This window comes from Shinella sp. Sh6, from assembly GCF_055392685.1.
Map to the genome: position 1 here is coordinate 208,954 of NZ_AP044005.1, position 26,292 is coordinate 235,245.

Below are 26,292 nucleotides of genomic sequence, written 5' to 3' on the forward strand. Positions count from 1 at the left end.
GCAGCCCTCCTATTCCGCCTTGACGACCTGCATGCGGCCGGTCGCTGTGCGGGCGGAATATTGCGGCCGGTACATGTCCTCCACCTGGGCCGCCGGCAGGTCGTAGGTGCCGGGGGTGACGGCGCGCACGACATAGGCCAGCGTCACCTCGCGGTTGTCGCCCTGGCTGCGGTTGAAGGCCGCCACGAAGCGGTCGTAGCGGAACTCCGTATGTGCCGCCTCCGTCTCGCCGAGCCAATCGAAATTGGCGAGTTTCGCGCTGTCGACGAGGCTCGGATTGTCGATCTCGAAGCCGGCGGGCAGGAGGTCGGTGATGATGATGCGCGACGGCCAGTCGTTCTGCTCCGTCACCTTCAGCACCACGACATAGCGCTCGTTCTGCTGCGCCTCGGTGATGTTGGCCTCCTCGCCGTCGAGCGTGTAGTAGCTGCGCTCGATGGCAAAGCCGTCGCCGCCGGCCGGCAGCGGATCGGTGGGGGCGGCCACCGTCGTCACCACGGCCGAGACCGGCTCGCCCGTGCGGTTGGCGACGGTCAGCGGGTTTTCGAGGAGCGACTTGCCCGTCATCTGCACAGCATAGCCGCCGGAACGTTCCGCGCCGTTGATCTCCAGCTTCAGGCCCTTGTCGGCATCCTTCACGGCGCGGGCGGCGAGCAGCATCCAGGTCTGCTCCTGCGTGCTCGTCCAGCGCTTGTTCTCCCACTGGTTGGCGACGAGCTTCGTCAGTTGCGGAATGACGTCCGGAACCGGCCGGCTTTCCGCAGCAAGCGCCAGGATCGCCGCGCCGTCGCGCAGCGACGAGCCGTAGTCGTTGCGCGAGAGGCTGGCATTGATCACGCTGTCGCGCGCGATGCCGAGCGCGTTGGAGAAGATCGCCAGCGAGCGCCGGGCATCGCCGTAGAGGCCGAGCGCACCGGCGATCTGCGCGCGGGCGAGCGGCGAGGTGAACTCCGAAAGCTTCGTGTCGGCATAGTAGCGCAGGTCGCTGATCGCGGCCTTGCGGTTGCGGGCGAGCACGTAGAGCGCATAGGCGATCTCGTTGCCCTGCGTGGAGACGTTCACGTCATAGGAAAGGGCGTTCTGCAGGTTGGAGAGCGCCTGGAGCATCGCCTGCTCGGGCACCTCGAACTTCTGCTCGCGGGCCCGCGACAGGAAGTCGGTGACGAAGGCGTCGAGCCACAGGTCGCCCGAATCCGGCCCCCACAGGCCGAAGCTGCCGGAGGAGGACTGGTTGGCGAGCACGCGGTAGATCGCGTCCTGCACCCGCTTCTGCGTTTCCGTGTCCTCCGGCAGGCCGGACTGCTTCGAGAGCTCGCTGAGATAGAGCAGCGGCAGCGCGCGGCTCGTCGTCTGCTCGGTGCAGCCGTAGGGATAGCGGTCGAGCGCCATCAGCAGCGCCGGAATGTCGAAGGCCGCCGCGCGCGAGACGTTGAGGCTCACGGAGGCGCCGGCGAGCTGGCTGTCGGCGAGCAACTGGTCGTCGATCGTCAGGCTGCCGTTCGCGGCGATCTCGATCGGCCGGCGCGTGGTGATGGGCATGGCGGCCGGGCGCACCGGCACGTTGAGCACCTGTTCCAGCGAGAGGCCGGAGGCGTTCGAGAGCTTTATCGTGACGAGCCCGTCGCCCGCCTCGCCGCCGATCAGCGGCAGGGTGAGTGCGGTCTTGCCGCCGGGCGTGAGGGTCACGGTCTCACCGGCGCCGCTCTGCTCGACCATGACCGAGCTGTTGTGCGTGACCTCCACCGTGTAGTCGCCGGCCGGCGCATCGGTATTGGCGATGTCGAGCCTCAGGTCCGCGCGGTCCCCGGGGGCGAGGAACTTCGGCAGGCTCGCCGTCACGACGACCGGGTCGCGGATGACGACGTCCTTCGACGTGCTGCCAACGCCGGTCTTCGTCCAGGCGACGGCCATCACGCGCGCGGTGCCGTTGAACTGCGGAATGTCGAAGCTGACCTTGGCGTTGCCTTCCGCATCGAGCTTCACGGGCCCGGCGAAGAAGGCGACGAGCTTTTCGGTCGGCGGATTGCCTTGGAGCGCGCCTTCGCCGCCGTCGCCGCCGGTGCGAAGCCGGCCGGTCGTGCCGAGCGAGCCGTCGATCAGCCGGCCGTAGAGGTCGCGGATTTCCATTCCGAGCCGGCGCTGGCCGAAATACCAGCCGGCCGGATCTGGCGCCTCGTAGCGGGTGAGGTTGAGGATGCCGACGTCGACGGCGGCGACCGTGATATAGGCCTCCTCGTTCGCGCCGGCCCCTGCGACCTTCAGCGAGATGTCGAGCGGCTGGCGGGGCAGCGTCTTCTCCGGCATGTCGAGCGCGACATCGAGCTTGCGTTCGGCAGGATCGACCTTCAGCCAGGTAATGCCGATGGCGCGCATCGGCATGCGGCTCTCCTGGTCCGCACCGGGGCGGAAGAGCGTGGCGGTGACATAGGAGCCGGGCCCCCATGCCGCGGTGACGAGGATGTCCACCTCGCCGCCCCCGGCGGGGATGGACGCGGTCTGCGTCGCGATCAGGCTTTCCGCGCCGATGGTGACGAGAAGCTGGCCGGCATGGCGCGGCGAGACCTTCAGCCGTGCCGTGTCGCCCACCTTGTAGCTTTCCTTGTCGAGCGAGATTTCCAGCGCGTCCGGCGTTTCCGTCGAGGTCGCGGCGACATACCAGCCGGCGTCGAACTCGACGCTGGTCGCCGGGCCTTCCGCCTCGGGGCTTTCCACTTCGAGCCGGTAGCGGCCCCAGGTGACGGGCACGGAAATGCGCCCGCCGTCGGCGTTAACGTCCAGCGTGCCGGTGGCGACCTGCTTGGTCGTCATGACGGGCTCGTAGCGCCACGAGCTGCCGTCGCGATACCATTGATAGTCGCGCTCGACGGAGAGCAGCTTCCACGGCATGCCCTGCATCGCCTCCTTCCCGCCGTCCGGGTTCACCGCGACGACGTGGAAATTCGCGACGCTGTTTTCCGAAAGGTCGCCGGAAAAGTCGGGTTTCACGCCGATCATCGGCCCTTCGGCCTTGACGGGCAAAGTCAGGCTGCGCTCGACGGCGCGTCCGCCCGCCTCGTTCATGCGCAGCGTCACCAGCGCCTCGAGGCGCTGGGTGGTGGAGGGAAGGTCGGCGACGGTGACGTCGAAGGTCGCCTTGCCCTCCTCGTCGAGCACGTCGAGGCCTTCGAGCGGGATGCGGTTCTCCTCGATCGCCTCCTCGTCGGCAAGGCCGAAGACGTAGCCGGGATAGGCGGGGTCCTGCCGCGTCGGCTTCAGCGCGACGTCGCCCTCGATCTCCAGCCCCGCGCCCGGCGCGCCGTAGAGATAGCGGCCCTCGACGGAGACCGGCGTCGGCACCTCGGCCTCGATGGCCTTGGCCTCGCTCGTCATGTCGAATTCGATGCGGTCCGGCACGAAGTCGTCGACGAGGAACTGCTTCTCGGCGATGGCCGTGCCCTTGGGGTCGGTGAAGACCTGCATGGTCCAGGAGCCGCGCATGCTGTTGTCCTGCAGGGGCAGATCGACGGCATAGCCGCCGAGCGCCGCCCCGTCCGCCACCATGCGGCGGTCCTCCACGCCGTCCGGGCGGGTGAAGACGAAGGTGAGCGGCAGCTTCTCGACGGCGTTCGCCTCGATGTCGCGGGCGAGCGCCGTCGCATGCACCGTCTCGCCGGCGCGGTAGATGCCGCGCTCGGTCCAGGCGAGCACGTCGATGGCGCCGGGCGCCGGGCGGCCGGTGACGCCGCGATCGGACAAGTCGAAGCCGGCGCGCGTCATGTCGAGGAAGACGAAGTCGCCTTCGCCCTTCTTCGCCAGGATGACGGCGGGCGTGTTGGCGGCTGTGCCGCGGATGAGGCCGGCGGTGAAGGTCGCGCGACCGTCTGCGTCCGTCGTCGCCGTGCCCAGCACCTCGTTGTTCCTGGCGATGAGCTGCAATTCGACGCCTTCGAGCGGCCCGGCCGTGTCGAGCGAGCGGGCGAAGACGGAAAGGCCGTCCGTGCCGGCATAGGTGGTGAGCCCGACGTCGGAGACGACGAACCATTGCGTCGCCTTGGAATCCCATTCGTTGCTGTGGCCGTTGGAGGCGGCGGCGGTGAGAACGTAGACGCCGGGCTTGCGCTCCGGCAGCGCCTCGTCGACCGGGAAGCTGGTCACGACGTCCTTGTTGAGGTCGGGCGCGATGTCGATCTTGCCCTGCCAGACGAGCTCGCCGCTCTGGCTTTCGATACGGTCGGCGGAATAGCCGTCGAGCTGGGTCAGGAACTGGCTGTCGGCGAGCAGCGCGGCGATGGCGCGGTCGCCGACGCGGTAGAGCTTGAGGTCCGCGCTGTCGGTGTTGACGGAAACGATCGGGATGCCGCGGCGCACGCTCCCCGGCAGCACGAAGCCGTCGCCGGTGAACCGCACCGTTGCGGCGCGGTCCTGCACATAGACTTCAAGGTCGACCGCCGAGGCCAGCGGCTCGTCGACGGAGGAGGGCAGGCCCGCGCGGAAGCCGATCTTGTAGCGCTGGCCGTGGGTGAGGCCCTCGACGCAGATCTGCCGGTCCTTGGCCTCGACCGCCTTGGGCGCGGCGCCGTCGAGCGTCACGAAGGAGGCGTAGTCGGCGCCGGATTTCACCAGCGGCTCGGAGAATTCCACACAGGCGCGCGGGCTTGCGCTGTCCGAATCGATCGTGTGGCCGACGACGCGGAAGCCCTGCCGGGCGCGAAGGCCGAGATAGGCCGACTGCACCGCGACGTCCTCTTTCAGCGCAAGGCTCGCCTTGTAGGCGTTGATGCCGGCGCGGTAGCTGGCGGACTTGTCGAGCGTGTCGCCGAGCACGGCGAGCGCCCGGGCGCGCGTCTCCGTCGTGCGCGAGAGCTGGTAGGCGTTGATGGCGGCAAGTGCGCCCTGGCCGGCGAGGTAGCTGTTGTCGTTCACCCGGCCCATGGTCTCGGCCGTCTCGATCCAGAGGTAATAATCCTCCGGCGCGAGCGACAGCGCGCCGCGGAAGGCCGTCAGCGCCCGGTCGAAATGGCCGGACGCCGCCTCGATGCGGCCGAGCGAGGCAAGGCTTTCGGCGCCCTGGCCCTGGTGCTCCGGCGCGAGCGCAAGGGCGCTGCGGAAGCTGCGGGCCTCGCCCAGCATGTAATCGCCGACGAAGGAGAGCGCCGGCGGCGCGCCGATATCGGCGGCATCGTCCGCCTTGACGATCTTGCCGGCGACGGCGCCCTGGAAATGGTTGAGCTGGTTGAAGTCGCTCTTCAGGAAGCACCATTTCACCTTGGGATTATAGGTGAAGGCGCGGCAGGAAAGGTCGTCGATGCAATCCGTCTTGCACTGGTCGAGCGTCACGTCCTGAACGGTGCGCAGGTCGAAACCGAAATAGTCGCTGTTCTCCGTCGTCACGACGGAGCGCGTCTCCCCGGCATGGGCGGGAAGGGGCGGTGCGGCAAGGGCGGAAAGAAGAAGTGCCGAGAAACCGAAGATTGCGCGCCTAGACATGATGTCCTCCTACCGCTGCCCGTCCCGTTGCCGCCGTCACTGTTTCGGCCCGGGCCCGGCTTGTCAACCGCAAGGGAAGGGAGCCGGAAGGCCTTAAAGGGAGACGGCGCATGGAACCAGGGGGAAGACGTTTCGAGATCGCCGTTCCATCGCCGGAAATGCGAAAAATTTCGCGGTCGCCCGCGTTAACCTTTTGTTAACCATATGCGCGCAGACTTGGCATTATCGACGAATGTGCTTCTGTCATACCGCTGTAACAGCGGTCGGGTAGACCCTTCGTCAGACACGAAAGTCGTGTTTCGGCAACGCGGTGACCACGGATGTACTGGCACTGCGCGAAACACTGGCCCGGCAAGGCCGGGATGAGGAAGCGGGGGGCGACCCTCGCTTTTTTCATGCCCGCCCGGCGCTTGCCGCTGGACGCTTCCGGCCAGTTGCCCTACCGAAGACCGTCTTTTTCTCACTCGGACGGTTTCATGTCGGACGTCGCCCTCAATGTCTTGCCCGTTTTCGCCTTGATCCTCCTCGGCTGGACGCTGGTGCGCACCGGCTATCTCAGGGAGGAGCTGGGCGAGGGGCTCGGCGATTTCGTCTTCCGGGTGGCCGTGCCGGTGCTGCTCTTCCGCACCATCGCGGAGGCGGACTTTGCCGGCGAATCGCCGCTGCGCATCTGGGTCGCCTATTTCGCCGGCGTCGCCGTCACCTGGACCGTCGCGCATCTGACGGCGACGCTCGGCTTCAAGCGCGACCGGAGGATGGGGGTGCTCGCGGGCGTCTCCGCCGCCTTCGCCAACACCGTCTTCATCGGCCTGCCGCTCGTCTCGCGCGTCGTCGGCGAAGACGGGCTCGTGGCGATCTCGGTGCTGCTGTCGGTGCATCTGCCGGTCATGATGATCGCCGGCACGGTGCTCATGGAGCGTGCCGAGCGCAAGGACGGCACGCGCCCGCCGCAGAGCTTTGCGGCCCTCCTCCTCGGCATCGTGCGCAACCTCGTGCGCAATCCGCTGGTGATCGGCCTCTTCGTCGGCGCGCTGTTCCATGTCGGCGGCGTGCCGCTCAAGGGGCCGGTGAAGGTGATGGTCGATCAGGTCGCGGCCATGGCGGGGCCGGCGGCCCTCATCTCCATCGGCATGGCGCTCAACAGGTACAAGGTCGGCGGCAATGCCGGCATCGCGCTCGCCATGACGGCCCTGAAGCTCGTGCTCCTGCCGGGCTCCGTCTATGTCGCCTGCCGGCTGCTCGGCCTCAGCCCCCAGTGGACGGCCGCCATGGTGCTGACCTCCTCTGTGCCAACGGGCGTCAATGCCTGGCTGCTCGCCAACCATTTCGGCGTCGGCCACGCGCTCGCCTCCTCCACCATCACCATGACGACGGCCTTCGGCGTCTTCACCGTGTCGTTCTGGGCCTGGCTGCTCGGCTGAACTGTTTTTCCCCCAGGGCAACAAAAAACCCGGCGCGAAGGCCGGGTTTCGGTGTCTGCGTCGGTAGGGCCGCTTCTTACTGTGCGGCCGGCTGCTCGGTCGTCGTGCCGCCTTCGGCCGGGGTGGAGCCCTCGGTGGTCGTTGCAGCAGCGCCGCCCTCGGCGGGAGCCGCGCCGTCCGTGGCAGCCGCGCCATCGGTGGCGGCAGCGCCGCCTTCGGTCGCCGCAGCACCGGCGTCGGCCGTCGGCAGCGGAACCGGGTTGTCGGAGAGCGTGCGCAGGTAGGCGATCAGGTTGGCGCGCTCGTCGTCCTTCTTGAGGCCGGCAAAGCCCATGGCGGTGCCCGGAACATGCTTCTTCGGCGCTTCGAGGAAGAAGTTCAGGTGGTCGAAGTCCCAGACGAGCTTGTGGTCTTCGGAGAAGGTCGTCATGCCGGCCGAGTAGCTGAAGCCCTCATGCGAGGCGATGGGGCGGTTCACGACTCCCCAAAGGTTAGGCCCGACCTTGTTCGGGCCTCCCTTATCGGCGTTATGACAGCTCGCACACTTCTTGAAGACGGTTGCGCCGGCGGTTGCATCGGCGCTGGCAAGCAGGGTCGCGATCGGAACGGCCTTTGCGGCTTCGTCTCCGCCGGCAGCTTCCGCCCCGCCGGTTTCCTCGGCGACGATCGTGAAGCCTTCCTTCTCGGGAGCTTCCGAATGGAAAATGCCTTCAGAAGCGATCGACACGGACATCAGTACGAAGACGGTGCCAAGCAGGGCACCAACGCCCATGTTCACATAAGAGTTCATCCAAACGCTCCCCTAGCAACCGGCGGACAGACGCCGGCCAGTCTTGAAATCGCGCGGAACCTATGTCTTTTGCTGCTTCGTTGCAACAGTGATTGTAGCCCCCGCACTGAGACCTTTTGACACTTTTCCCGGGGGTTTTGAAGGGCCTGAGATGAATCGCGCCAATTTTGACAAGACCCTCGTGCTCATTCCGGCGCGCATGGCCTCGACTCGCCTTCCGGGCAAGCCGCTCGCCGATATCGCAGGCCTGCCGATGATCGTGCAGGTTGCGCGGCGCGCGGCGGCCGCCGGCGTCGGCCGGGTCGTCGTCGCGGTCGACCATCAGGACATCTTCGATGCGGTCACGGCGGCAGGCTTCGAGGCGGTGATGACGCGCGTCGACCACCAGTCCGGCTCCGACCGCATCCACGAGGCCTTGGCGAAGAGCGACCCGGAAGGGCGCGCCGAGATCGTCATCAACGTGCAGGGCGACCTGCCGACCATCGATCCGGAAACGATCCGCGCCGCGCTCCGCCCGCTGGAGAACGCCGCGACCGACATCGCCACGCTGACGACGGAAATCCGCGAGGAGGAGGAGAAGACCAATCCGAACGTGGTGAAGGTCGTCGGCTCGCCGATCGGCGAGAGCCGCCTTCGCGCGCTCTACTTCACCCGCGCGACGGCGCCCTACGGCAAGGGGCCGCTCTACCATCACATCGGCCTCTATGCCTATCGCCGCAAGGCGCTCGAAGCCTTCGTCTCGCTTGCCCCCTCGACGCTGGAAAGGCGCGAGTCGCTGGAGCAGCTCCGGGCGCTGGAGGCCGGCATGCGGATCGACGCGGAGATCGTTGACACCGTTCCGCTCGGTGTCGATACTCCCGCCGACCTCGAAAAGGCCCGGGCGATGCTCGCGGCCCACCCCATCTGATACGGATACCCGGCCATGATCATGAAGACCAACAAGATCGCCTTCCAGGGCGAGTTCGGCGCGAATTCCGACATGGCGAGCCGCGACATGTTCCCGACCATGGAGCCGCTGCCGTGCCAGACCTTCGAGGATGCGTTCCTGGCCGTCGAGAACGGCGATGCGGATCTTGCGATGATCCCCATCGAGAACACGATCGCCGGCCGCGTCGCCGACATCCACAATCTGCTGCCGGAATCGAACCTGCACATCGTCGGCGAATATTTCATGCCGATCCGCTTCCAGCTCATGGTGCTGCCGGGCGTGACGCGCGAGGATATCCGCACGGTCCACAGCCATATCCACGCGCTCGGCCAGTGCCGCAAGATCGTGCGCCGCAACGGCTGGAAGCCGGTGATCGCCGGCGATACGGCGGGTGCTGCCAAGCTCGTCTCGGAGAGTGGCGACCGCACCATGGCTGCGCTCGCCCCGCGCCTTGCGGCCGATCTCTACGGCCTGTCGATCGTCGCGGAGAACGTCGAGGATACGGAAAGCAACGTCACCCGCTTCGTCGTCCTCTCGCGGGAGGAGAAGAAGGCCGAGCGTGACGGTGAGGGCATCGTCGTCACCACTTTCGTCTTCAACGTGCGCAACATTCCGGCCGCCCTCTACAAGGCGCTCGGCGGCTTTGCGACGAACGGCATCAACATGACGAAGCTCGAAAGCTACCAGATCGGCGGCAAGTTCATCGCCACCCAGTTCTATGCCGATATCGAAGGCCATCCGGACGACCAGCATGTGCGCCAGGCGCTGGAGGAACTGCGCTTCTTCTCGGAGAAGGTCCGCATCCTCGGCACCTACCGGGCACACCCGATGCGCAGCGCGTTTTAAAGGCGCGCACCGGACTTGACGATCGTCAGGTAGGCCGGAACCGCGCCGCCGCACCGGCATTTCCCAAGCGAAAGGAGATGCCCATGCGCACGATCACCTATATCACGATCCTGGTGTCGATGATGGTGAACGCCGTCGTCTTCGGTGCCGGAACCATCGCCATCCTCGCCGTGCCGGCGCTGAACGCGCACGCCAAGTACCTGCTGCCGGCCTGGATCGCCGTCACCTTCCTCGTCAGCCCGGTCATCGCGCGTTTCATCGCGCCGAGCCTCCGGCTGCACCGCCATCCGGGCGACGAGCCGCGGTTCGGCCTGCGCTGATCAGCCTTCCCAATCCAGCCAGTCGCGCATCAGCCGGTGCGCGATGGCGCCCTTCGGCGGCGGGGCCGTGACGCCCGGCGCGAGGCCGGAAAGGGCATTGCGCTCGATCATCGCCGCCGTCTCGGCGCGGGTGAACCAGCGGCAATCCTCCAGCTCCGCCTCGTCGCGGCGGATATCGAAGGAGATCGCCTCGCCGTAGCAGCCGATCATCAGCGAATGCGGCATCGGCCAGGGCTGCGAGGCGTGGTAGCGCACGCGGCCGACCTTGATGCCGGATTCCTCGAAGGTCTCGCGCCGCACCGTATGCTCGATGGTCTCGCCCGGCTCCAGGAAGCCGGCAAGGCAGGAATACATGCCCTCCGGGAAATGCGGCGAGCGGCCGAGCAGGCAGAGGTCGCGTTCGATGTCGATGACCAGCATGATCGCGACGGGATCGGTGCGCGGGAAGATCGTGTGGCCGCAGGCCTCGCAGATGCGCCGGTAGCCGCCGATCTCCGAGCGGGTCGGCGAGCCGCACTTGCCGCAGAAGCGGTTGTTCGCGTTCCAGGTCATCATGCTGGAGGCCTGGGCGAACTGGCCGAGCAGGTCGTCGTCGAGCATCTGCTGGCGGTAGAGCGTGCGCCCGTCGGCGGCCTTCAGCGGCTCGTGCAGCGTATCGGGATCGGCCTTGACGGGGATGGCAAGCCGCGGCTCACCGTTCTTCAGGTAGCCGAGGAGGATGGAATCCTCCGGCACCGGGCCGAGCTCGGCAAGCTCGTAGGGCGCGAACAGCGGATCGATGATCTTCTCGTCGTGCTTGACGACGAGCTTGCCACCGGCGAGCGCGAAGGCGTGGACGTTCTCGGCCTTGAAGGCCTGTTCCAGGCAATCGGGCGCGCGGTGCTCCGAGCGGCGGTCGAGCGTGTTTTCCGCAAAGGCCACCATGGTGCTGGGTTCCGGATGCGGGCGGTAGAAATCGAAAAGGGAAGGCTTCATGGGGTCAGGGCATCCAGGAGCTTGGCCGCGAAGGCCTTGGTTTCCTCGGCCGTGCGCGGCTCGGCGGTGCCGTGGCCCCAGACGGGGCCCGGCCAGTTGGCATCGCCCTCGCTGCGCGCGACGACATGGACGTGCAATTGGCGGACGATGTTGCCGAGCGCGCCGGTGTTGATCTTCGTCGCACCCGTCACCTTCTTCAGCGCCTCGGCCACCAGCACCGTCTCGAAGGTCAGCATGGTCTGGTCGAGCGGGGTCAGCTCGAAGATCTCGCTGACATTCGCCCGCTGGGGCAGGAGCACCAGCCAGGGCCAGCGCTTGTCCTTCATCAGGCGCAGTTCGCACAGGCCGATCTTCGTCAGGAGATCGCTGTCGCGCGCCAGCCGTTCGTCGGGTTGAAAGTCGCTCATGAAGTTCTTCCGCATGCCTGTTTTGAAGAGTCATGCCACGCAGCCGATTTCCCTCCAACAGTTTTTTATCGCCTCGGCTTGCATTCGGCCGGAATATTGCCGATATGGAGGGCGGGAGGTTGGTGGTGGACGAGCCACTCGCCAACCGGGTCAGGTCCGGAAGGAAGCAGCCCTAACGAGCCCCGGCACGGGTCATCGTGCCAGCCTCCCACCTTACCGTCCTGTCGGGACTAAAGCGCCTCATTTGCGGCAGGGTCGATGAGCGACGAAACCACAAATCCGTCCAGCGAAAAACCGGCCGCCTACCGGGTGCTTGCCCGCAAGTACCGCCCGAAGGACTTCTCCGACCTGATGGTCGGGCAGGAGCCGATGGTCCGCACGCTGACGAATGCGTTCGAGACCGGCCGCATCGCCCAGGCCTACATGCTGACGGGCGTGCGCGGCGTCGGCAAGACGACGACCGCCCGCATCCTCGCCCGCGCGCTCAACTACAAGACCCCCGAGATCGACAGGCCGACGATCGACCTTCGCGTGCCCGGCGAGCATTGCCAGGCCATCATGGAAGGCCGGCATGTCGACGTCATCGAGATGGATGCCGCCTCCCATACCGGCATCGACGATATCCGCGAGATCATCGAGCAGGTGCGCTACCGCCCCGTTTCGGCGCGCTACAAGGTCTATATCATCGACGAAGTGCACATGCTCTCGACGCAGGCCTTCAACGGCCTGTTGAAGACGCTGGAAGAGCCGCCGGAGCATGTGAAGTTCATCTTCGCGACGACGGAGATCCGCAAGGTCCCGATCACCGTCCTGTCGCGCTGCCAGCGGTTCGACCTGCGCCGCATCGGCGCCTCCGACCTTGTCGGCCTCTTTTCCACCATCCTCGGCAAGGAAGGCGTCGATTTCGAGCCGGATGCGCTCGCCATGGTCGCACGCGCCGCCGAGGGCTCGGCCCGCGACGGCCTCTCGCTGCTCGACCAGGCGATCGCCCATGGGGCGGGCCGCGTCGAGGTCGAGGCCGTGCGCTCCATGCTCGGCCTTGCCGACCGGGCGCGCATCGTCGATCTCTTCGAGCATATCGTGAAGGGCGATGCGGCCGCTGCGCTCGCCGAGTTCGCCGCACAGTACGAGGCCGGCGCCAGCCCCTCCGTCGTCCTGACGGACCTTGCCGATTTCACCCACCTCGTCACCCGCATGAAATACGTGCCGGATGCGGCCGGCGACCAGTCGCTGAGCGAGATCGAGCGCGTGCGCGGCGTGGAGTTCGCCAATTCCATCGCCGTGACAGCGCTCTCGCGCATGTGGCAGATGCTCCTCAAGGGCATTCCTGAGGCGGAAGCCTCCAGCCGCCCGGCGGGCGCGGCGGAGATGGTCATCATCCGCCTTGCCCATGCCGCGAACCTTCCCTCGCCGGAAGAGGCCGCGCGCCGCCTTGCCGAGCTTTCGGGCGGCGAGGGCGGCGCTGGTGGCGGCCGCGCGCCGCAAGCGGACGGCAACGGTGGCGGCCAGCCGACGGCGCAGGCCGCCGTTTCCGCCGTCTCCCGCCAGCCGGATGCACCGGCGCGCGCCCAGTCGGGCGGCGCGACGATGCTGCGCGCCGTGCCGCAGGCCGAGCCGTCACCCCAGCCGGTCGGCCGCATCGAGACCGCCCCGGCCGAGCAGCCGGCCGCTGCGCCGAAGGTGCCGGTCAATTCCCTCTCCGACATCGCCGACCTCTGCACGAAGAACCGCGACATCCGCCTGCGCGCGCTCGTGCGCGCCTTCGTGAAGCCGGTGCGCGTGGAGGCCGGCAAGCTGGAGATCGGCCTTGCGCAGGACGCGCCGAAATCGCTGATTACCGACCTTCAGAATCGCCTCCAGGAATGGACCGGCATGCGCTGGCTGGTCATCCTCTCGCGCGAGGCCGGCGGGCCGACGCTGTCCGAGGCCGAGACGATGGCGCAGGAGGCGCGCGTCGCCGACGCCCGGCAGGACCCGGACGTCGCCGCCATCCTGCAGCGCTTCCCCGGCGCCAAGATCACCGACGTGCGCATCAAGGTGCAGGAAGCGGAAGACGAGATCGAGACCGTCGCGGCGCCTGCCGCCGCCGAATCCGCCGAGGGCGACATCCTGCCCGGCGACGATATCGAACACTAGAAAGAGGAGAGGCCGATGCGCGACATCATGGGCATGATGGGCAAGGTCAAGGAAATGCAGGCCAAGATGGAGAAGATGCAGGAGGAGATCGCCGCGCTCGAAGTCTCCGGCGCCTCCGGCGGCGGCCTCGTCTCCGTCACGCTCGACGGCAAGGGCAACCTCAAGGGCCTGAAGATCGATCCCTCGCTCTTCAAGGAAGACGACGTCGAGATCCTGGAAGACCTGATCGTCGCCGCCCACAAGGACGCCAAGGAAAAGGCCGAGGCGCAGGCGGCCGAAAAGACCAAGGCGCTGACCGCCGGCCTGCCGATCCCGCCCGGCTTCAAACTGCCGTTCTGATACTGTAGGGTCGACGGCTCCTGAGGAGGATTTCCGATGAGCCTGACGACCCTCGTAATCTTCGCCGGCGCGCTGATGATGGCGGCCGGCTCGCCCGGCCCGAGTATCGCCGCGCTGGTCGCGCGTGTCCTGTCGCGCGGGGCGAGGGACGTGCTTCCCTTCCTCGCCGCCATGTGGATCGGCGAGGGCATCTGGCTCACCTGCGCCGTGCTCGGCCTTGCGGCCATCGCCGAGACCTTCTACGCCGCCTTCGTCGCCATCAAGTGGCTCGGTGTCCTCTACCTTCTCTACCTCGCCTGGAAGATGTGGTTCGCGCCGGTCGACACGGGCGAGGCCGCGCTGCCCGAGGCGCGCTCCGGCGCAAAGCTGTTCTTCGCCGGCATGACGGTGACGCTCGGCAATCCGAAGATCATGATGTTTTACGTCGCGCTGCTGCCGGCGATCATCGATCTCGGCGCCGTCACGCTCACCGGCTGGGCGGAGCTCGTCGTCACCATGTTCGTCGTGCTGGTGGCGATCGACCTTGCCTGGGTCTTCCTCGCCTCGCGCGCCCGCCGGTTCCTCAGGAGCCCGCGCGCCGTGCGCATCGCCAACCGCGTCAGCGCCGGCACCATGGCCGGGGCGGCGGCGGCCATCGCGACGCGCTGATCAGCCGGTCAGGGCCGCGCGCAGCTTGTCGTTGATGGGCGCGGCGAGATAGCGGTTGCGGTCCTCTTCGGAAAGATTCCTGCCGTAGGTGCGCAAGAGTTCCGGCATGGTGACGGGCGCGCCGTCGAAGGGCGTATAGGTGACGGTATCGCCCGCCTGGATCACGCCGTCCCGAAGGACCCGACAGTAGAAGCCCGGCCGCCCCGCCTGCATGAAGCGCTTGGCAAAGCCCGGATCGCCCATGCGCGCCGAGAGCGTGGCGCAGGGGATGCGCGTCGAGGTGACTTCGAGGAGGACGCTCTCCGTCTCGAAGCGGTCGCCGACCGAGACGCTGCGGCTGTCGATGCCCGAAATGACGAGGTTCTCGCCGAAGGTGCCCGGCTCGATGGTCCTGCCGAACTCCTTCGTCCACCAGTCGAGATCGACCGAGCCGAGCGCGTAGACCGCCTGTTCCGGGCCGCCATGGTGCTTGCGGTTGCAGATGGCGTCGCCGAGCAGCCCTTCGCGGTCGACGACGACGGCCGCATCGGTCGGCGTCTTGAAAATGCCGGTCTTGTAGCTTTTGCCGGGAACCGGACGGGCAAGGCCCGTGCATACCGCAACTATCCTGATCAGCGCTGCCTCCCTGCGGGGTGGATTCCGTTTCCCCTTGATATGGGCTAGATACCGGCAATGGCAAAACGAGTCACCGGCCCTGAAATCGAAAAACTCATCCAGCTTCTGGCGAAGGTGCCGGGCCTCGGGCCGCGCTCGGCGCGCCGGGCGGCGCTGCACCTCGTCAAGAAGAAGGACCAGCTTCTGGGTCCCCTTGCCGACGCGATGGGCGAGGCGCACCGCAAGGTGCGCATCTGCTCGTGCTGCGGCAACGTCGATACGATGGACCCCTGCACGGTCTGCACGGACGTGCAGCGCGACCAGTCGGTCATCATCGTCGTCGAGGACGTTTCCGATCTCTGGGCGCTGGAGCGCGCCGGCGCGATGAACGCCGCCTACCACGTCCTCGGCGGCACGCTCTCGCCGCTCGACGGCATCGGCCCGGACGACCTTAACATCCGCGGCCTCGTCGACCGGGTGGCGAAGGGCGGCGTGCGCGAATTGATCGTCGCCGTCAACGCCACCGTCGAGGGCCAGACGACCGCCCACTACATCACCGACCAGCTTTCCGGCCTCGACGTGAAGATCACGCGCCTCGCCCACGGCGTTCCCGTCGGCGGCGAGCTCGACTATCTCGACGAAGGCACGCTGACGGCCGCGCTCCGGGCGCGTACGGCGATCTGAGGAGAGTGTTCATGTTGCGATGGCTGTTGCGGTTCACCCCCCTCTGCCCTGCCGGGCATCTCCCCCACAAGGGGGGAGATCGGCTTGGGGCGAGGCGGTGCCACGATTCAATCTCCCCCCGTGTGGGGGAGATGCCCGGCAGGGCAGAGGGGGGTATCCTCGCCCGCCTCGCGCTGATGATTGCGCTCGCGCTCGTTTCCTTCCCCGCCCACGCGGCCTCCAAGGCCGAGGTGGAGGCGATGTTCCGCGCCTGGATCGACAACGACCTCTGGCCGGCGGCAAGGAAAACCGGCGTCAGCGAGAAGACCTTCCGCGCGGCGATGGACGGCGTGACGCTCAACTGGGACCTTCCCGACCTCGTGCCGCCCGGCTCAAAGCCGAAAAAGGAACAGGCGCAGAGCCAGGCGGAGTTCTCCGCGCCCGGCGCCTATTTCTCCGAAAAGCGCCTGCAAAGCCTTGCGGCAAGAGGAAGCAGCCTTGCCAGGGCCCATGCCTCGACGTTGCGCAAGGTCGAGCAGCGCTTCGGCGTGCCGGGCGAGATCGTGCTTGCCGTCTGGGGCCGTGAATCCGGTTTCGGCAGCGCGAAGATCCCCTATTCGGCCGTCGAGGTTCTGGCCACCAAGGCCTTCATGTCGACGCGCAAGGACCTCTTCCGCAAGGAGCTGATCGCCGCGCTCCACATCGTCGACGGCGGCGACCGCACGGTGGGGCAGCTTCGCGGCTCCTGGGCCGGCGCGCTCGGCCAGCCGCAGTTCATGCCGACGAGCTTCCTGCAATATGCCGTCGATTTCGACGGCGACGGCGTGCGCGACATCTGGGATTCGGTGCCCGACACGCTCGCCTCCATCGCCAACTACCTCGTGAAGAAGGGCTGGCAGCCGGGCCGTGGCTGGGGCTACGAGGTCTCGATCCCGGACGGCGTCTCCTGCGCGCAGGAAGGGCCGGACCTCGCCAAGCCGATCTCGGCATGGGCCTCGAGCGGCATCACGCGCATCTCCGGCAAGGCGTTCCCGGCCGGCGAGGCGAAGGCCTCCGGCATGATGCTGGTCCCGGCCGGCACGCACGGTCCGGAATTCATCGTCACGCCGAATTTCTACGTGCTCAAGGAATACAACAACTCCGACCTCTACGCCCTCTTCCTCGGCAACCTCGCCGACCGCATCGCCTATGGCAGCGGCCCGTTCCGCGGCGCTTGGGGCGATGTCGGCAGGATGCTGCGCTCGGACGTGCTTGCCATGCAGAAGGCGCTCGTCGCCAAGGGCTACGACGTCGGCAAGGTCGACGGCCTGCCGGGCTACAAGACGCGCCGCTCGCTCGGCGACTGGCAGGCGAAGAACGGCCTTGCCCCTACCTGCTTTCCCGACGCCTCGCTTAAGGCCAAGCTGCGCTAGGGCATTTCCAGCAAAAGTGTGCAGCGGTTCTGCGTCCGGAAATGCGCAAAACAAACAGATGGGTCAGTGTACCACCACCTGCTGCTTGAACCGCTCGTATTGATGCGGAACGATCGTCTGGCGCTCGATCATGCGGTGGACGCGCGGGGCGTCCGCGCCGCGGTGGAGGAGCCGTAGCTTCTCGCCGTTGGCGGCATCGGCGAGCGTGCGGCGCTGATTGTGGCGCACATATTCCACCCAGGTCGGCACATGGTAGGTCTCGGTCCAGACGGTGGGGTTTTCCAGGTCCCGCATCAGCGCCCATTGGCCCGCGCCGTCGCGGATGCGGATGCGCCGCCGCTCGGTCATCGTCTCAAGGAATTCGGGAATGTCCTTCTCGTCGATCTCGTAATCGATGAGGATGACGATGGGGCCGCTGCGCGGCTTGAGGTCGAGCGGCAGGTCCGGCTCGCTGAAGCGGCCCAGCGGATCGACATTGAGGCTTTCGAGCTCCGGCAGCGAAAAGCGCAGGCCGAGGGCGGCGCCGGCGATCATCGTCACCGCCGAGGCGATGAGCGCGGTCTGCGCGCCGTGCGTGTCGGCCGTCGCGCCCCAGATCCAGCTTCCGGCGGCGATGCCGCCGAAGGTGGTGGTCTGGTAGAGCGAAAGCGCGCGGGCGACGACCCAGCGCGGCGTGGAAAGCTGCACCGTCGTGTTGAAGAGCGAGAGCGCCAGCACCCAGGAGGCGCCGGCAATGGGCAGCACCGCACCGGTCAGCAGCGCCGAGGTGCTGAGGGCCGAAACGCATGCGCTGACGGCAAAGCCGGTGAAGGCGAGGCGCGCGATGGTCTCGCTGGAGAAGCGCTCGCGCACGCTCGCGTTCAGCAGCGCCCCGCCGATGGCGCCGAGCCCGAAACAGCCGAGCAGGATGCCGTAGGTCAGCGGCCCGCCCGAGACGATGTCGCGGGCGATGAGCGGCAGCAGCGAGAGGATGGAGCTGGTGGCAAGGCCGAAGGCGAAGCCGCGCAAAAGCACCTTGCAGATGTTCGGCGACATGGAGACATAGCGCAGGCCCGCCGAGATGGCGCGGCCGAAATCCTCGCGCGGCAGCGCGCTGCGCGGCACGTTCGGCTTCCAGCGGAAGAGCGCGTAGAGGAGGGCGAAATAGCTGAGCGCATTGGCGGCGAAGGCCGCCGCCGCCCCGCCCGCCGCCACGATGACGCCACCGATGGCCGGCCCGACGCTGCGGGTGATGTTGAAGCCCATGCTGTTGAGCGAGACGGCCGCCGGCAGGTCCTCGCGCGGCACCATGTCGCCGACGGAGGCCTGCCAGGCCGGGTTGTTGAGCGCGGTGCCGCAGCCGATGAGGAAGGTGAAGGTCAGCAGCAGCCAGGGCGTGATGAGGCCCTGCCAGGCACAGAGCGTCAGGGCGATGGAGACGACCAGCATGAAACACTGGGCCGACAGCATCAGCCTGCGCCGGTCGAAATTGTCGGCGAGCGCCCCGGCGGCGACGGAGAACAGCATGATCGGCAGCGAGGTGGAGGCCTGCACCAGCGCCACCATGTTGGCCGAAGGCGAGATCGAGGCCATCATCCAGGCCGCGCCGACGGACTGCACGAGCCCGCCGAAATTGGAAATGAGGCTGGCGGCCCAGATCAGGCGATAGGTCTCGTTGCGAAAGGGGGCGAGGGGGGACTTGCGATCCGGCACGGCGGGCACTCTTTCTCGACGCGGTTTCAAGGGGCAATCTAGTCCATCGGGAAATTGCGGCAACCCGGCCACGTGCAGGTAGATGCGCCCGCCCACAGGCGGATTTGCCGCCGATCTTGCATTCGCGGCGAAGTGGGTCTATATCAGCCGCAAATTCTTGATCGTCAGATGAAGAGTGGGCCCGCAAGGACCCGCTCTTTTTTATTGCCCCGATCGAGCGCATGATAACGAACATCCCGGGAGGGCATGTCATGAACGACACGACCCAGGCAGAAAACACCGCCGTCGAGCCGCGGCTGATCGTCGAGACCGGCCTCGACCGGCGCGTCGCCGACATCATCGAGCCGACCATCGAGCAGATCGGCTACCAACTCGTGCGCGTGCGCCTTTCGGCGCAGAACGGCGCGACGCTGCAGATCATGTGCGAGCGGCCGGACGGCACCATCACCGTGGAGGACTGCGAGCAGGTCTCGATGGCCATCTCGCCGGTGCTCGACGTTGAGGATCCGATCGACAAGGCGTATCATCTGGAGGTCTCATCGCCCGGCATCGACCGGCCGATGGTCCGCAAGTCAGACTTCACGCGCTGGCTCGGCCATCTTTTGAAATGCGAGACGTCGATCCTGGTCGACGGGCGCAAGCGCTTCCGCGGCAAGATCGTCGCCGCAGACGAGAACGGCTTCACGCTGGAGCGGGACCAGCCCGCCCCCGGCGACGAGCCGGTGGTCGTCATCCCCTTCACGGCGCTTGCCGAAGGCCGGCTGATCCTGACCGACGAGCTGATCCGCGACGCGCTGGCCGCCGACAAGAAGGCGAAGGCCGCGCAGGCCGCGAACCAGAACGACGAAGAAGACGGCGACGACGAAGAATAAGTGTGAGTGCGCTTCGCCGAAAGCGGCGGAGCGGAGAGGACGGAACCGGAGCGGCGCGCCGCTCCCGACAGGCTGGCGGCTAGGCCCCGGCCCGACCATGGAGACCTGAGACAATGGCAGTCAGTGCGAACCGGCTTGAGCTTCTGCAGATCGCGGATGCCGTGGCCCGTGAAAAGGTCATCGACCGCGAGATCGTGCTTGCCGCGATGGCCGACGCCATCCAGAAGGCAGCCCGCTCGCGTTACGGCACGGAATCCAACATCCGCGCCGACATCAATTCCAAGACCGGCGAAATCCGCCTCCAGCGCCTGCTGGAAGTCGTCGAGCACGCCGAGGACTATTCCACCCAGATCCCGCTGGAACTGGCGCGCGACCGCAACCCGGACGCCAAGCTCGGCGACTTCATCGCCGACCCGCTGCCGCCGATGGACTTTGGCCGCATCGCCGCCCAGTCGGCCAAGCAGGTCATCGTGCAGAAGGTGCGCGAGGCCGAGCGTGACCGTCAGTACGACGAATACAAGGACCGCATCGGCGAGATCGTCAACGGCACGGTCAAGCGCGTCGAATACGGCAACGTCATCGTCGACCTCGGCCGAGGCGAAGGCATCATCCGCCGCGACGAGATGATCCCGCGCGAGAACATGCGCTACGGCGACCGCGTGCGCGCCTATGTCTACGACGTGCGCCGCGAGCAGCGCGGGCCGCAGATCTTCCTGTCGCGCACCCATCCGCAGTTCATGGTGAAGCTCTTCACCATGGAAGTGCCGGAAATCTACGACGGCATCATCCAGATCAAGTCGGTGGCCCGCGACCCGGGCTCGCGTGCGAAGATCGCCGTCATCTCGAACGATAGTTCCATCGATCCGGTCGGCGCCTGCGTCGGTATGCGCGGCTCGCGCGTGCAGGCCGTCGTCGGCGAGCTTCAGGGCGAGAAGATCGACATCATCCCGTGGTCGCAGGATCCGGCCTCCTTCATCGTCAACGCCCTGCAGCCGGCGGAAGTCGCCAAGGTGGTTCTGGATGAAGACGCCGAGCGCATCGAGGTCGTCGTGCCGGACGAGCAGCTCTCGCTCGCCATCGGCCGCCGCGGCCAGAACGTGCGCCTCGCCTCGCAGCTCACCGGCTGGGATATCGACATCCTGACGGAAGCCGAGGAATCCGAGCGCCGCCAGAAGGAATTCAACGAGCGCACCAACCTCTTCATGGATGCCCTCGACGTCGACGAGATGGTCGGCCAGGTCCTTGCCTCCGAGGGCTTTGCCGCCGTCGAGGAAGTCGCCTATGTCGACCTCGACGAAATCTCGTCCATCGACGGTTTCGACGAGGACACGGCCCAGGAGATCCAGACCCGCGCCCGCGAATATCTCGACCGCATCGAGGCCGAGATGGACGCCAAGCGCAAGGAGCTCGGCGTTGCCGACGAACTGCGCCAGATCGACGGCATGACGGGCCAGATGCTCGTCGCCCTCGGCGAGGACGGCATCAAGACGATGGAAGACTTCGCCGGCTGCGCGGCCGACGACCTCGTCGGCTGGACCGAGCGCAAGGACGGCGAGACGAAGAAGTTCGAGGGTCTGTTCTCGAAGTTCGAGGTCTCCCGCGCCGAGGCCGAGGCCATGATCGTGCAGGCCCGCCTTGCGGCCGGCTGGATCACGGAAGAGGATCTCGCCACCGAGGAAGAGCCGGTCGTGGAAGGCGCCGAACAGGACGCCTGACCGGCGTCCTTGAGGGTTTGACATGCCGCCCGCCCCGTTGCGGTTTGCGTCGGCAGGAACGGGAACCTATATGGGCAAGAAGGACGACGGCGTGAACGAGCGCATGTGCATCGTGACGCGCGAAAGCGGGGAAGCGGATGATCTCATCCGCTTCGTCGCCGGCCCCGACGGCAGCGTCGTCGCGGACCTCAAGCGTCAACTCCCCGGACGTGGTTGCTGGGTGAAGGCCGAACGGGCGATCGTCGACAAGGCGGTGGCCCGCAAGCTCTTCGCCCGCGCCCTTCGGGCCGATGCGAAGGCAGGCCCCGAGCTCGGGGCCGAGGTGGACCGGCTTCTGGCGGCCCAGCTCGGCGGCATGATGAACATGGCGCGCAAGGCCGGCCAGTTCGTCACCGGCTCGACGAAGGTGGATCAGGCGGTGCGGTCTCTGGCCGCCCTTGCCGTCTTCCATGCGGCGGACGCGGCTGCCGACGGCGTCAGAAAGATAGACCAGGCGCGGAAGGCAGCGAGCTTCCTGACCGACGACGAAACGGAAATACCCTCCTTCAGGCTCTTCTCGGAAGGCGAATTGGAGGAGCTTTTGGGCCAGAATGCTTTTATCCATGCCGCAGCGCTTGCAGGGCAGGCGGGTGAGGGTGTAGTGAAGCGCGCAATCATGCTCGAAAAATACCGGGGCGGCGCCCGGGTGGGAGCACATGGCGGCGCTGGCCAGCCGAACCAATGACGCGGTCACCGGCTTGGCGCCGGCCGCATTCGCATTGGACGAACACAATCGAACGACAGGGTCCGATCCGCATCCGGCCCTGATTAGGAACGGAACGGAATGACCGACAACAAAGACGACAAGACGATCAGCGTGGCAGGCAAGAAGACCCTGACGCTGAAGCCCTCCGGGGTTCAGCAGGGGACCGTGCGCCAGGACATGGGTCGTGGCCGCACCAAGGCCGTCGTGGTCGAAACCCGCAAGCGCCGCATCAATCGCCCGGAAGACGAGCGCCCCGTGACGCCCGTTGCTCCGGTGCAGCAGCGCCAGCCCGAGCCGCAGCAGTCGCGTCCCGCGCAGCAGCCCTCCCGTCAGGCCCCGCAGGCCGACCAGGGCCGTCCGCGCGTCGGCGTCGTGCTGAACCAGCTTTCCGCCGAAGAGGTCGAGGCCCGTCGCCGCGCGCTTGCCGAAGCGCAGATCCGCGACGCCGCCGAAGCGCGCCAGCGCGCCGAGGACGAGGCCCGCCGCAAGGTGGAAGAGGAAGCCCGCCGCAAGGCCGAGGAAGAAGCCCGTCTCGTCCGAGAGAAGGAAGAGGCAGAGCGCCGCGCCGCCGAGGCCGCAGCGCCGGCTCCTGCCGTGGAAGAGGTCGCTGCCGCGCAGCCGGCGGCACGGCCCGCCGTCGCGGAAACCGCCGCCGATGCGCGTCCGCAGCCGGGCCGCGTCCCGGTCTCCACGCCGGCCGCCGTCGCCGGCCGTGGCCGCCGCGATGCCGAAGAGGAAGACGACAAGCGCCCGCGTGGCGGTGCGCCCGCCAACCGCGGCGCCGTCAAGCGTCCGGAACCGGCCAAGGCGCCGGCCCGCCCGAAGACCGATGATGGCCGCCGCCAGGGCAAGCTGACGCTGACGACCGCCTCGACCGACGAGGACGGCACGCAGCGCGGCCGCTCGCTCTCGGCCATGCGCCGCCGCCAGGAGAAGTTCAAGCGCTCCATGATGCAGGAGACGCGCGAGAAGGTCATGCGCGAAGTCGTTCTGCCGGAGACCATCACCATCCAGGAACTGTCGCAGCGCATGTCCGAACGCGCCGTCGACGTCATCAAGTTCCTGATGAAGGAAGGCCAGATGATGAAGCCCGGCGATCTGATCGACGCCGACCTGGCCGAACTCATCGCCGGCGAATTCGGCCACACCGTCAAGCGCGTTTCGGAATCCGACGTCGAGGAAGGTATCTTCAACGTTGCCGACGAGGAAGGCGATCTGGAATCGCGTCCGCCGATCGTGACCATCATGGGCCACGTCGACCACGGCAAGACCTCGCTGCTCGACGCCATCCGCCATGCCAACGTGGTCGCCGGCGAAGCCGGTGGCATCACGCAGCATATCGGCGCCTACCAGGTCGAGCAGAACGGCAACAAGATCACCTTCATCGACACGCCCGGCCACGCCGCGTTCACCGCCATGCGTGCCCGCGGCGCGCAGGCGACGGACATCGCGATCCTCGTGGTCGCCGCCGACGACAGCGTGATGCCGCAGACGATCGAGTCCATCAACCACGCCAAGGCGGCGGGTGTTCCGATCATCGTGGCGATCAACAAGATCGACAAGCCGGCCGCCAATGCCCAGAAGGTTCGCACCGAACTCCTCCAGCACGAGGTCTTCGTCGAATCCATGGGCGGCGAGACGCTGGACGTCGAAGTCTCGGCCAAGAACGGCACGAACCTCGACAAGCTGCTCGAAGCGATCCTCCTGCAGGCCGAAATCCTCGATCTCAAGGCCAACCCGAACCGCACCGCCGAAGGTGTCGTCGTCGAAGCCCAGCTCGACCGCGGCCGTGGCGCCGTCGCCACCGTCCTCGTGCAGACGGGCACGCTGAAGCCCGGCCAGATCATCGTGGCCGGCGACCAGTGGGGCCGCGTGCGCGCGCTCGTCAACGACAAGGGCGATCACGTCAAGGAAGCCGGCCCCTCCATGCCGGTCGAGGTCCTCGGCCTTTCCGGCACGCCGGCCGCCGGCGACAAGTTCGCCGTGGTCGAGAACGAAAGCCGTGCCCGCGAGATTTCGGAATACCGCCAGCGCCTCGCCCGCGAAAAGCAGGTGGCCCGCCAGTCGGGTTCGCGCGGCTCGCTCGAGCAGATGATGAACCAGCTCCAGAATTCCGGCCTCAAGGAATTCCCGCTGCTCATCAAGGGCGACGTGCAGGGCTCGATCGAAGCCATTGCCGGCGCTCTGGAAAAGCTCGGCACCGACGAAGTGCGCGTGCGCATCGTTCATTCGGGCGCCGGCGCCATCACGGAATCGGACATCTCGCTTGCCGAGGCGTCCAACGCCGCGATCATCGGCTTCAACGTCCGTGCGAACGCACAGGCCCGCTCGCTCGCCGAGCGCCAGGGCATCGAGATCCGCTACTACAACATCATCTACGACCTGGTGGATGACGTGAAGGCGGCGATGTCGGGCCTCCTCTCGCCGGAGCGCCGCGAAACCTTCCTCGGCTACGCCGAGATCCTCGAGGTGTTCAACATCACGAAGGTCGGCAAGGTCGCCGGTTGCCGCGTCACCGAAGGCAAGGTCGAGCGCGGCGCGGGCGTCCGCCTCGTGCGCGACAACGTCGTCATCCACGAAGGCAAGCTCAAGACGCTCAAGCGCTTCAAGGACGAGGTCTCGGAAGTCAATGTCGGCCAGGAATGCGGCATGGCCTTCGAGAACTACGAGGACATCCGTGCAGGCGACCAGATCGAGTGCTTCCGCGTGGAGCATGTCACGCGTACGCTGTAAGCGCCTCGCGAAAAGCGTATCATGCGAGCGCCGGACCTTTTCGGCGCTCGCATTTTTTTGAAGGTGACCATCATGACCAGAGCAACATCCTCGGCGCCGTCGCAACGCATGCTGCGCGTGGGCGAGCAGGTGCGCGCGGCCATCACCCAGGTCCTCCAGCGCGGCGAGGTGCGCGACCCGCTTCTCGAAAAGACCGTGATCTCCATTTCGGAAGTGCGCATGTCGCCGGACCTCAAGCACGCGACCGCCTATGTGACGCCGCTCGGCGTCAAGGACCATGAGGCGGTGATCGAGGCGCTGAACCGCAATGCCAAGTTCATTCGCGGCCGTCTCGGCCCGCAGCTTCGCCAGATGAAATACATGCCGGACGTGCGCTTCCGCGACGATACCAGCTTCGACAATTACAAGAAGATCGACGATCTCCTGCGCTCGCCGGAAGTCGCCCGCGATCTTGACGCCGAAGACGGCGACGAACAGTAAGATATTCCAGGATAACGATGTCCAAGCCCCGCAAACCCAAGGGCCGGCCGGTCTCCGGCTGGCTGATCCTCGACAAGCCTTTCGATTTCGGCTCGACCGAGGCCGTCTCCAAGATCAAGTGGCTGTTCAAGGCGCAGAAGGCCGGCCATGCCGGCACGCTCGATCCGCTCGCCTCCGGCATGCTGCCGATTGCGCTGGGCGACGCCACCAAGACCGTTCCTTACGTCATGGACGGCCGGAAAATCTACGAATTCACCGTGACCTGGGGCGAGGAGCGCTCGACGGACGACCTGGAAGGCGAGGTGACGCGCACCTCCCACACGCGCCCGACCGCCGACGCGATCAAGGCGATCCTCGGCGGCTATACGGGCGTCATCCAGCAGATCCCGCCGCAGTTCTCCGCCATCAAGATCGACGGCGAGCGCGCCTATGACCTTGCCCGCGACGGCGAGACCGTCGAGATCCCCTCGCGCGAGGTGGAGATCCACCGCCTGACGCTGATCGGCTCGGATGAGAACACGGCCCGCTTCGAGGTCGAGTGCGGCAAGGGCACCTATGTGCGCGCGCTCGCCCGCGATTTCGGGCGCGAGCTCGGCTGCTACGGCCATATCTCGGCGCTGCGCCGCACCTTCGTCGCGCCCTTCGGCGAGGATGACATGGTGCCGCTCGCCGATCTCACGGCTCTGGAGGGGATCGAGGACGAGGCCGAGCGGCTTGCGGCCCTCGACGCCTTCCTGATCGACACCGGCGAAGCGCTCTCCAGCCTGCCGCAGATCGTCGTCAATGACGACCAGGCGCACCGCCTGCGCATGGGCAATCCGATCATCGTGCGCGGCCGCGATGCGCCGGTGTCGGCGGACGAGGCCTATGCCACCGCGCGCGGCAAGCTGGTCGCCATCGGCGAGATCGGCGGCGGCGAATTCCGCCCGAAGCGCGTTTTCACGAGCTGAGGCCTTTGCCGCATACGCAAGAATTCGGGGGTTGGAACCAACGGCTCCCGACTTGATTTCACCACAAGCTGAGGGCTTTATGGGCCGGCGAGGTTCGCTTGACGGCGGGCCGGGGCGGCGCATTGCCGCCGTGGCCGCTCCGGCGAAGGGTGAAAGGGCT

General features: G+C 67.0%; 21 protein-coding genes and 1 other RNA gene. 16 read left to right on the forward strand and 6 right to left on the reverse strand.

The features are described from left to right. Positions 1-9 precede the first annotated feature (9 nt). On the reverse strand, positions 10-5,466 hold the full coding sequence (locus ACZ5TO_RS00995) for an alpha-2-macroglobulin family protein (RefSeq protein WP_464799235.1): 5,457 nt from the start codon (positions 5,464-5,466) through the stop codon (positions 10-12). Between the two features lie 476 nt (positions 5,467-5,942). On the opposite strand from ACZ5TO_RS00995, the gene ACZ5TO_RS01000 reads away from it, so the two are divergent. Beyond that, the gene (locus ACZ5TO_RS01000; RefSeq protein ID WP_184145487.1) at positions 5,943-6,887 is read left to right on the forward strand and encodes an AEC family transporter; all 945 of its coding nucleotides are present in this window, start codon (positions 5,943-5,945) and stop codon (positions 6,885-6,887) included. 76 nt (positions 6,888-6,963) lie between these two features. Here ACZ5TO_RS01000 and ACZ5TO_RS01005 read toward each other — a convergent pair whose 3' ends face one another. Beyond that, on the reverse strand, positions 6,964-7,677 hold the full coding sequence (locus ACZ5TO_RS01005) for a c-type cytochrome (protein WP_464799236.1): 714 nt from the start codon (positions 7,675-7,677) through the stop codon (positions 6,964-6,966). Between the two features lie 151 nt (positions 7,678-7,828). Between ACZ5TO_RS01005 and ACZ5TO_RS01010 the strand changes: the two genes are divergently transcribed. From ACZ5TO_RS01010 to ACZ5TO_RS01020, 3 genes are all read left to right on the forward strand, one after another. Beyond that, positions 7,829-8,584: a 3-deoxy-manno-octulosonate cytidylyltransferase gene (locus tag ACZ5TO_RS01010; RefSeq protein WP_464799237.1), complete on the forward strand. Its 756-nt coding sequence runs from the start codon at positions 7,829-7,831 to the stop codon at positions 8,582-8,584. Between the two features lie 15 nt (positions 8,585-8,599). Beyond that, positions 8,600-9,451 carry a prephenate dehydratase gene (locus ACZ5TO_RS01015; RefSeq protein ID WP_184145484.1) on the forward strand — a complete coding sequence of 284 codons (852 nt, stop codon included), beginning with the start codon at positions 8,600-8,602 and terminating at the stop codon, positions 9,449-9,451. A gap of 83 nt (positions 9,452-9,534) precedes the next feature. Continuing rightward, on the forward strand, positions 9,535-9,771 hold the full coding sequence (locus ACZ5TO_RS01020) for a hypothetical protein (RefSeq protein ID WP_464799238.1): 237 nt from the start codon (positions 9,535-9,537) through the stop codon (positions 9,769-9,771). On the opposite strand, the gene nudC is transcribed toward ACZ5TO_RS01020, so the two are convergent. After that, the gene (nudC, locus tag ACZ5TO_RS01025) at positions 9,772-10,746 is read right to left on the reverse strand and encodes an NAD(+) diphosphatase (RefSeq protein ID WP_464799239.1); all 975 of its coding nucleotides are present in this window, start codon (positions 10,744-10,746) and stop codon (positions 9,772-9,774) included. Continuing rightward, on the reverse strand, positions 10,743-11,153 hold the full coding sequence (locus ACZ5TO_RS01030) for an HIT domain-containing protein (RefSeq protein ID WP_464799240.1): 411 nt from the start codon (positions 11,151-11,153) through the stop codon (positions 10,743-10,745). The genes nudC and ACZ5TO_RS01030 overlap by 4 nt, the downstream gene beginning before the upstream one ends. 114 nt (positions 11,154-11,267) lie before the next feature. Here ACZ5TO_RS01030 and ffs point away from each other — a divergent pair. The 4 genes from ffs to ACZ5TO_RS01050 all read left to right on the forward strand — a co-directional run bounded on the left by ffs (position 11,268) and on the right by ACZ5TO_RS01050 (position 14,276). After that, positions 11,268-11,365, forward strand: an RNA gene (gene ffs / locus ACZ5TO_RS01035) — signal recognition particle sRNA small type. A gap of 46 nt (positions 11,366-11,411) precedes the next feature. Continuing rightward, a complete protein-coding gene (locus ACZ5TO_RS01040; RefSeq protein ID WP_464799241.1) occupies positions 11,412-13,289 on the forward strand; it encodes a DNA polymerase III subunit gamma/tau in 1,878 nt (625 codons plus the stop codon). Positions 13,290-13,304: 15 nt separating this feature from the next. Continuing rightward, complete coding sequence (locus ACZ5TO_RS01045; RefSeq protein ID WP_184145480.1) at positions 13,305-13,628, forward strand: YbaB/EbfC family nucleoid-associated protein; 324 nt, start codon at positions 13,305-13,307, stop codon at positions 13,626-13,628. 36 nt (positions 13,629-13,664) lie between these two features. Further along, positions 13,665-14,276: a LysE family translocator gene (locus tag ACZ5TO_RS01050; RefSeq protein WP_184145479.1), complete on the forward strand. Its 612-nt coding sequence runs from the start codon at positions 13,665-13,667 to the stop codon at positions 14,274-14,276. On the opposite strand, the gene ACZ5TO_RS01055 is transcribed toward ACZ5TO_RS01050, so the two are convergent. Next, a complete protein-coding gene (locus tag ACZ5TO_RS01055; RefSeq protein WP_464800314.1) occupies positions 14,277-14,888 on the reverse strand; it encodes an MOSC domain-containing protein in 612 nt (203 codons plus the stop codon). Positions 14,889-14,948: 60 nt separating this feature from the next. Here ACZ5TO_RS01055 and recR point away from each other — a divergent pair, with 60 nt between their 5' ends. Further along, positions 14,949-15,554, forward strand: a complete 606-nt coding sequence (recR, locus tag ACZ5TO_RS01060; protein WP_464799242.1) for a recombination mediator RecR — start codon at positions 14,949-14,951, stop codon at positions 15,552-15,554. A gap of 176 nt (positions 15,555-15,730) precedes the next feature. Continuing rightward, positions 15,731-16,945, forward strand: coding sequence for a lytic murein transglycosylase (locus ACZ5TO_RS01065; RefSeq protein WP_464800315.1), 1,215 nt, complete (start codon positions 15,731-15,733; stop codon positions 16,943-16,945). 63 nt (positions 16,946-17,008) lie between these two features. Here the strand turns inward: ACZ5TO_RS01065 and ACZ5TO_RS01070 are convergent, their stop codons facing one another. Beyond that, positions 17,009-18,637 (reverse strand): MFS transporter, encoded by a 1,629-nt coding sequence (locus ACZ5TO_RS01070; RefSeq protein WP_380779894.1) that lies wholly within the window; start codon positions 18,635-18,637, stop codon positions 17,009-17,011. Between the two features lie 251 nt (positions 18,638-18,888). Between ACZ5TO_RS01070 and rimP the strand changes: the two genes are divergently transcribed. From rimP to truB, 6 genes are all read left to right on the forward strand, one after another. Next, entirely contained in the window at positions 18,889-19,509 is a 621-nt protein-coding gene (rimP, locus tag ACZ5TO_RS01075) for a ribosome maturation factor RimP (protein WP_464799243.1), read from the forward strand. Positions 19,510-19,622: 113 nt separating this feature from the next. Further along, positions 19,623-21,224, forward strand: coding sequence for a transcription termination factor NusA (nusA, locus tag ACZ5TO_RS01080; RefSeq protein ID WP_184145230.1), 1,602 nt, complete (start codon positions 19,623-19,625; stop codon positions 21,222-21,224). Positions 21,225-21,294: 70 nt separating this feature from the next. Continuing rightward, complete coding sequence (locus ACZ5TO_RS01085; RefSeq protein WP_184145229.1) at positions 21,295-21,948, forward strand: RNA-binding protein; 654 nt, start codon at positions 21,295-21,297, stop codon at positions 21,946-21,948. A 99-nt stretch (positions 21,949-22,047) separates the two neighbouring features. After that, positions 22,048-24,702, forward strand: coding sequence for a translation initiation factor IF-2 (gene infB / locus ACZ5TO_RS01090; protein ID WP_464799244.1), 2,655 nt, complete (start codon positions 22,048-22,050; stop codon positions 24,700-24,702). 72 nt (positions 24,703-24,774) lie between these two features. After that, a complete protein-coding gene (gene rbfA / locus ACZ5TO_RS01095; protein ID WP_184145227.1) occupies positions 24,775-25,182 on the forward strand; it encodes a 30S ribosome-binding factor RbfA in 408 nt (135 codons plus the stop codon). Between the two features lie 17 nt (positions 25,183-25,199). Continuing rightward, positions 25,200-26,132: a tRNA pseudouridine(55) synthase TruB gene (truB, locus tag ACZ5TO_RS01100; protein WP_464799245.1), complete on the forward strand. Its 933-nt coding sequence runs from the start codon at positions 25,200-25,202 to the stop codon at positions 26,130-26,132. Positions 26,133-26,292: the final 160 nt, after the last annotated feature.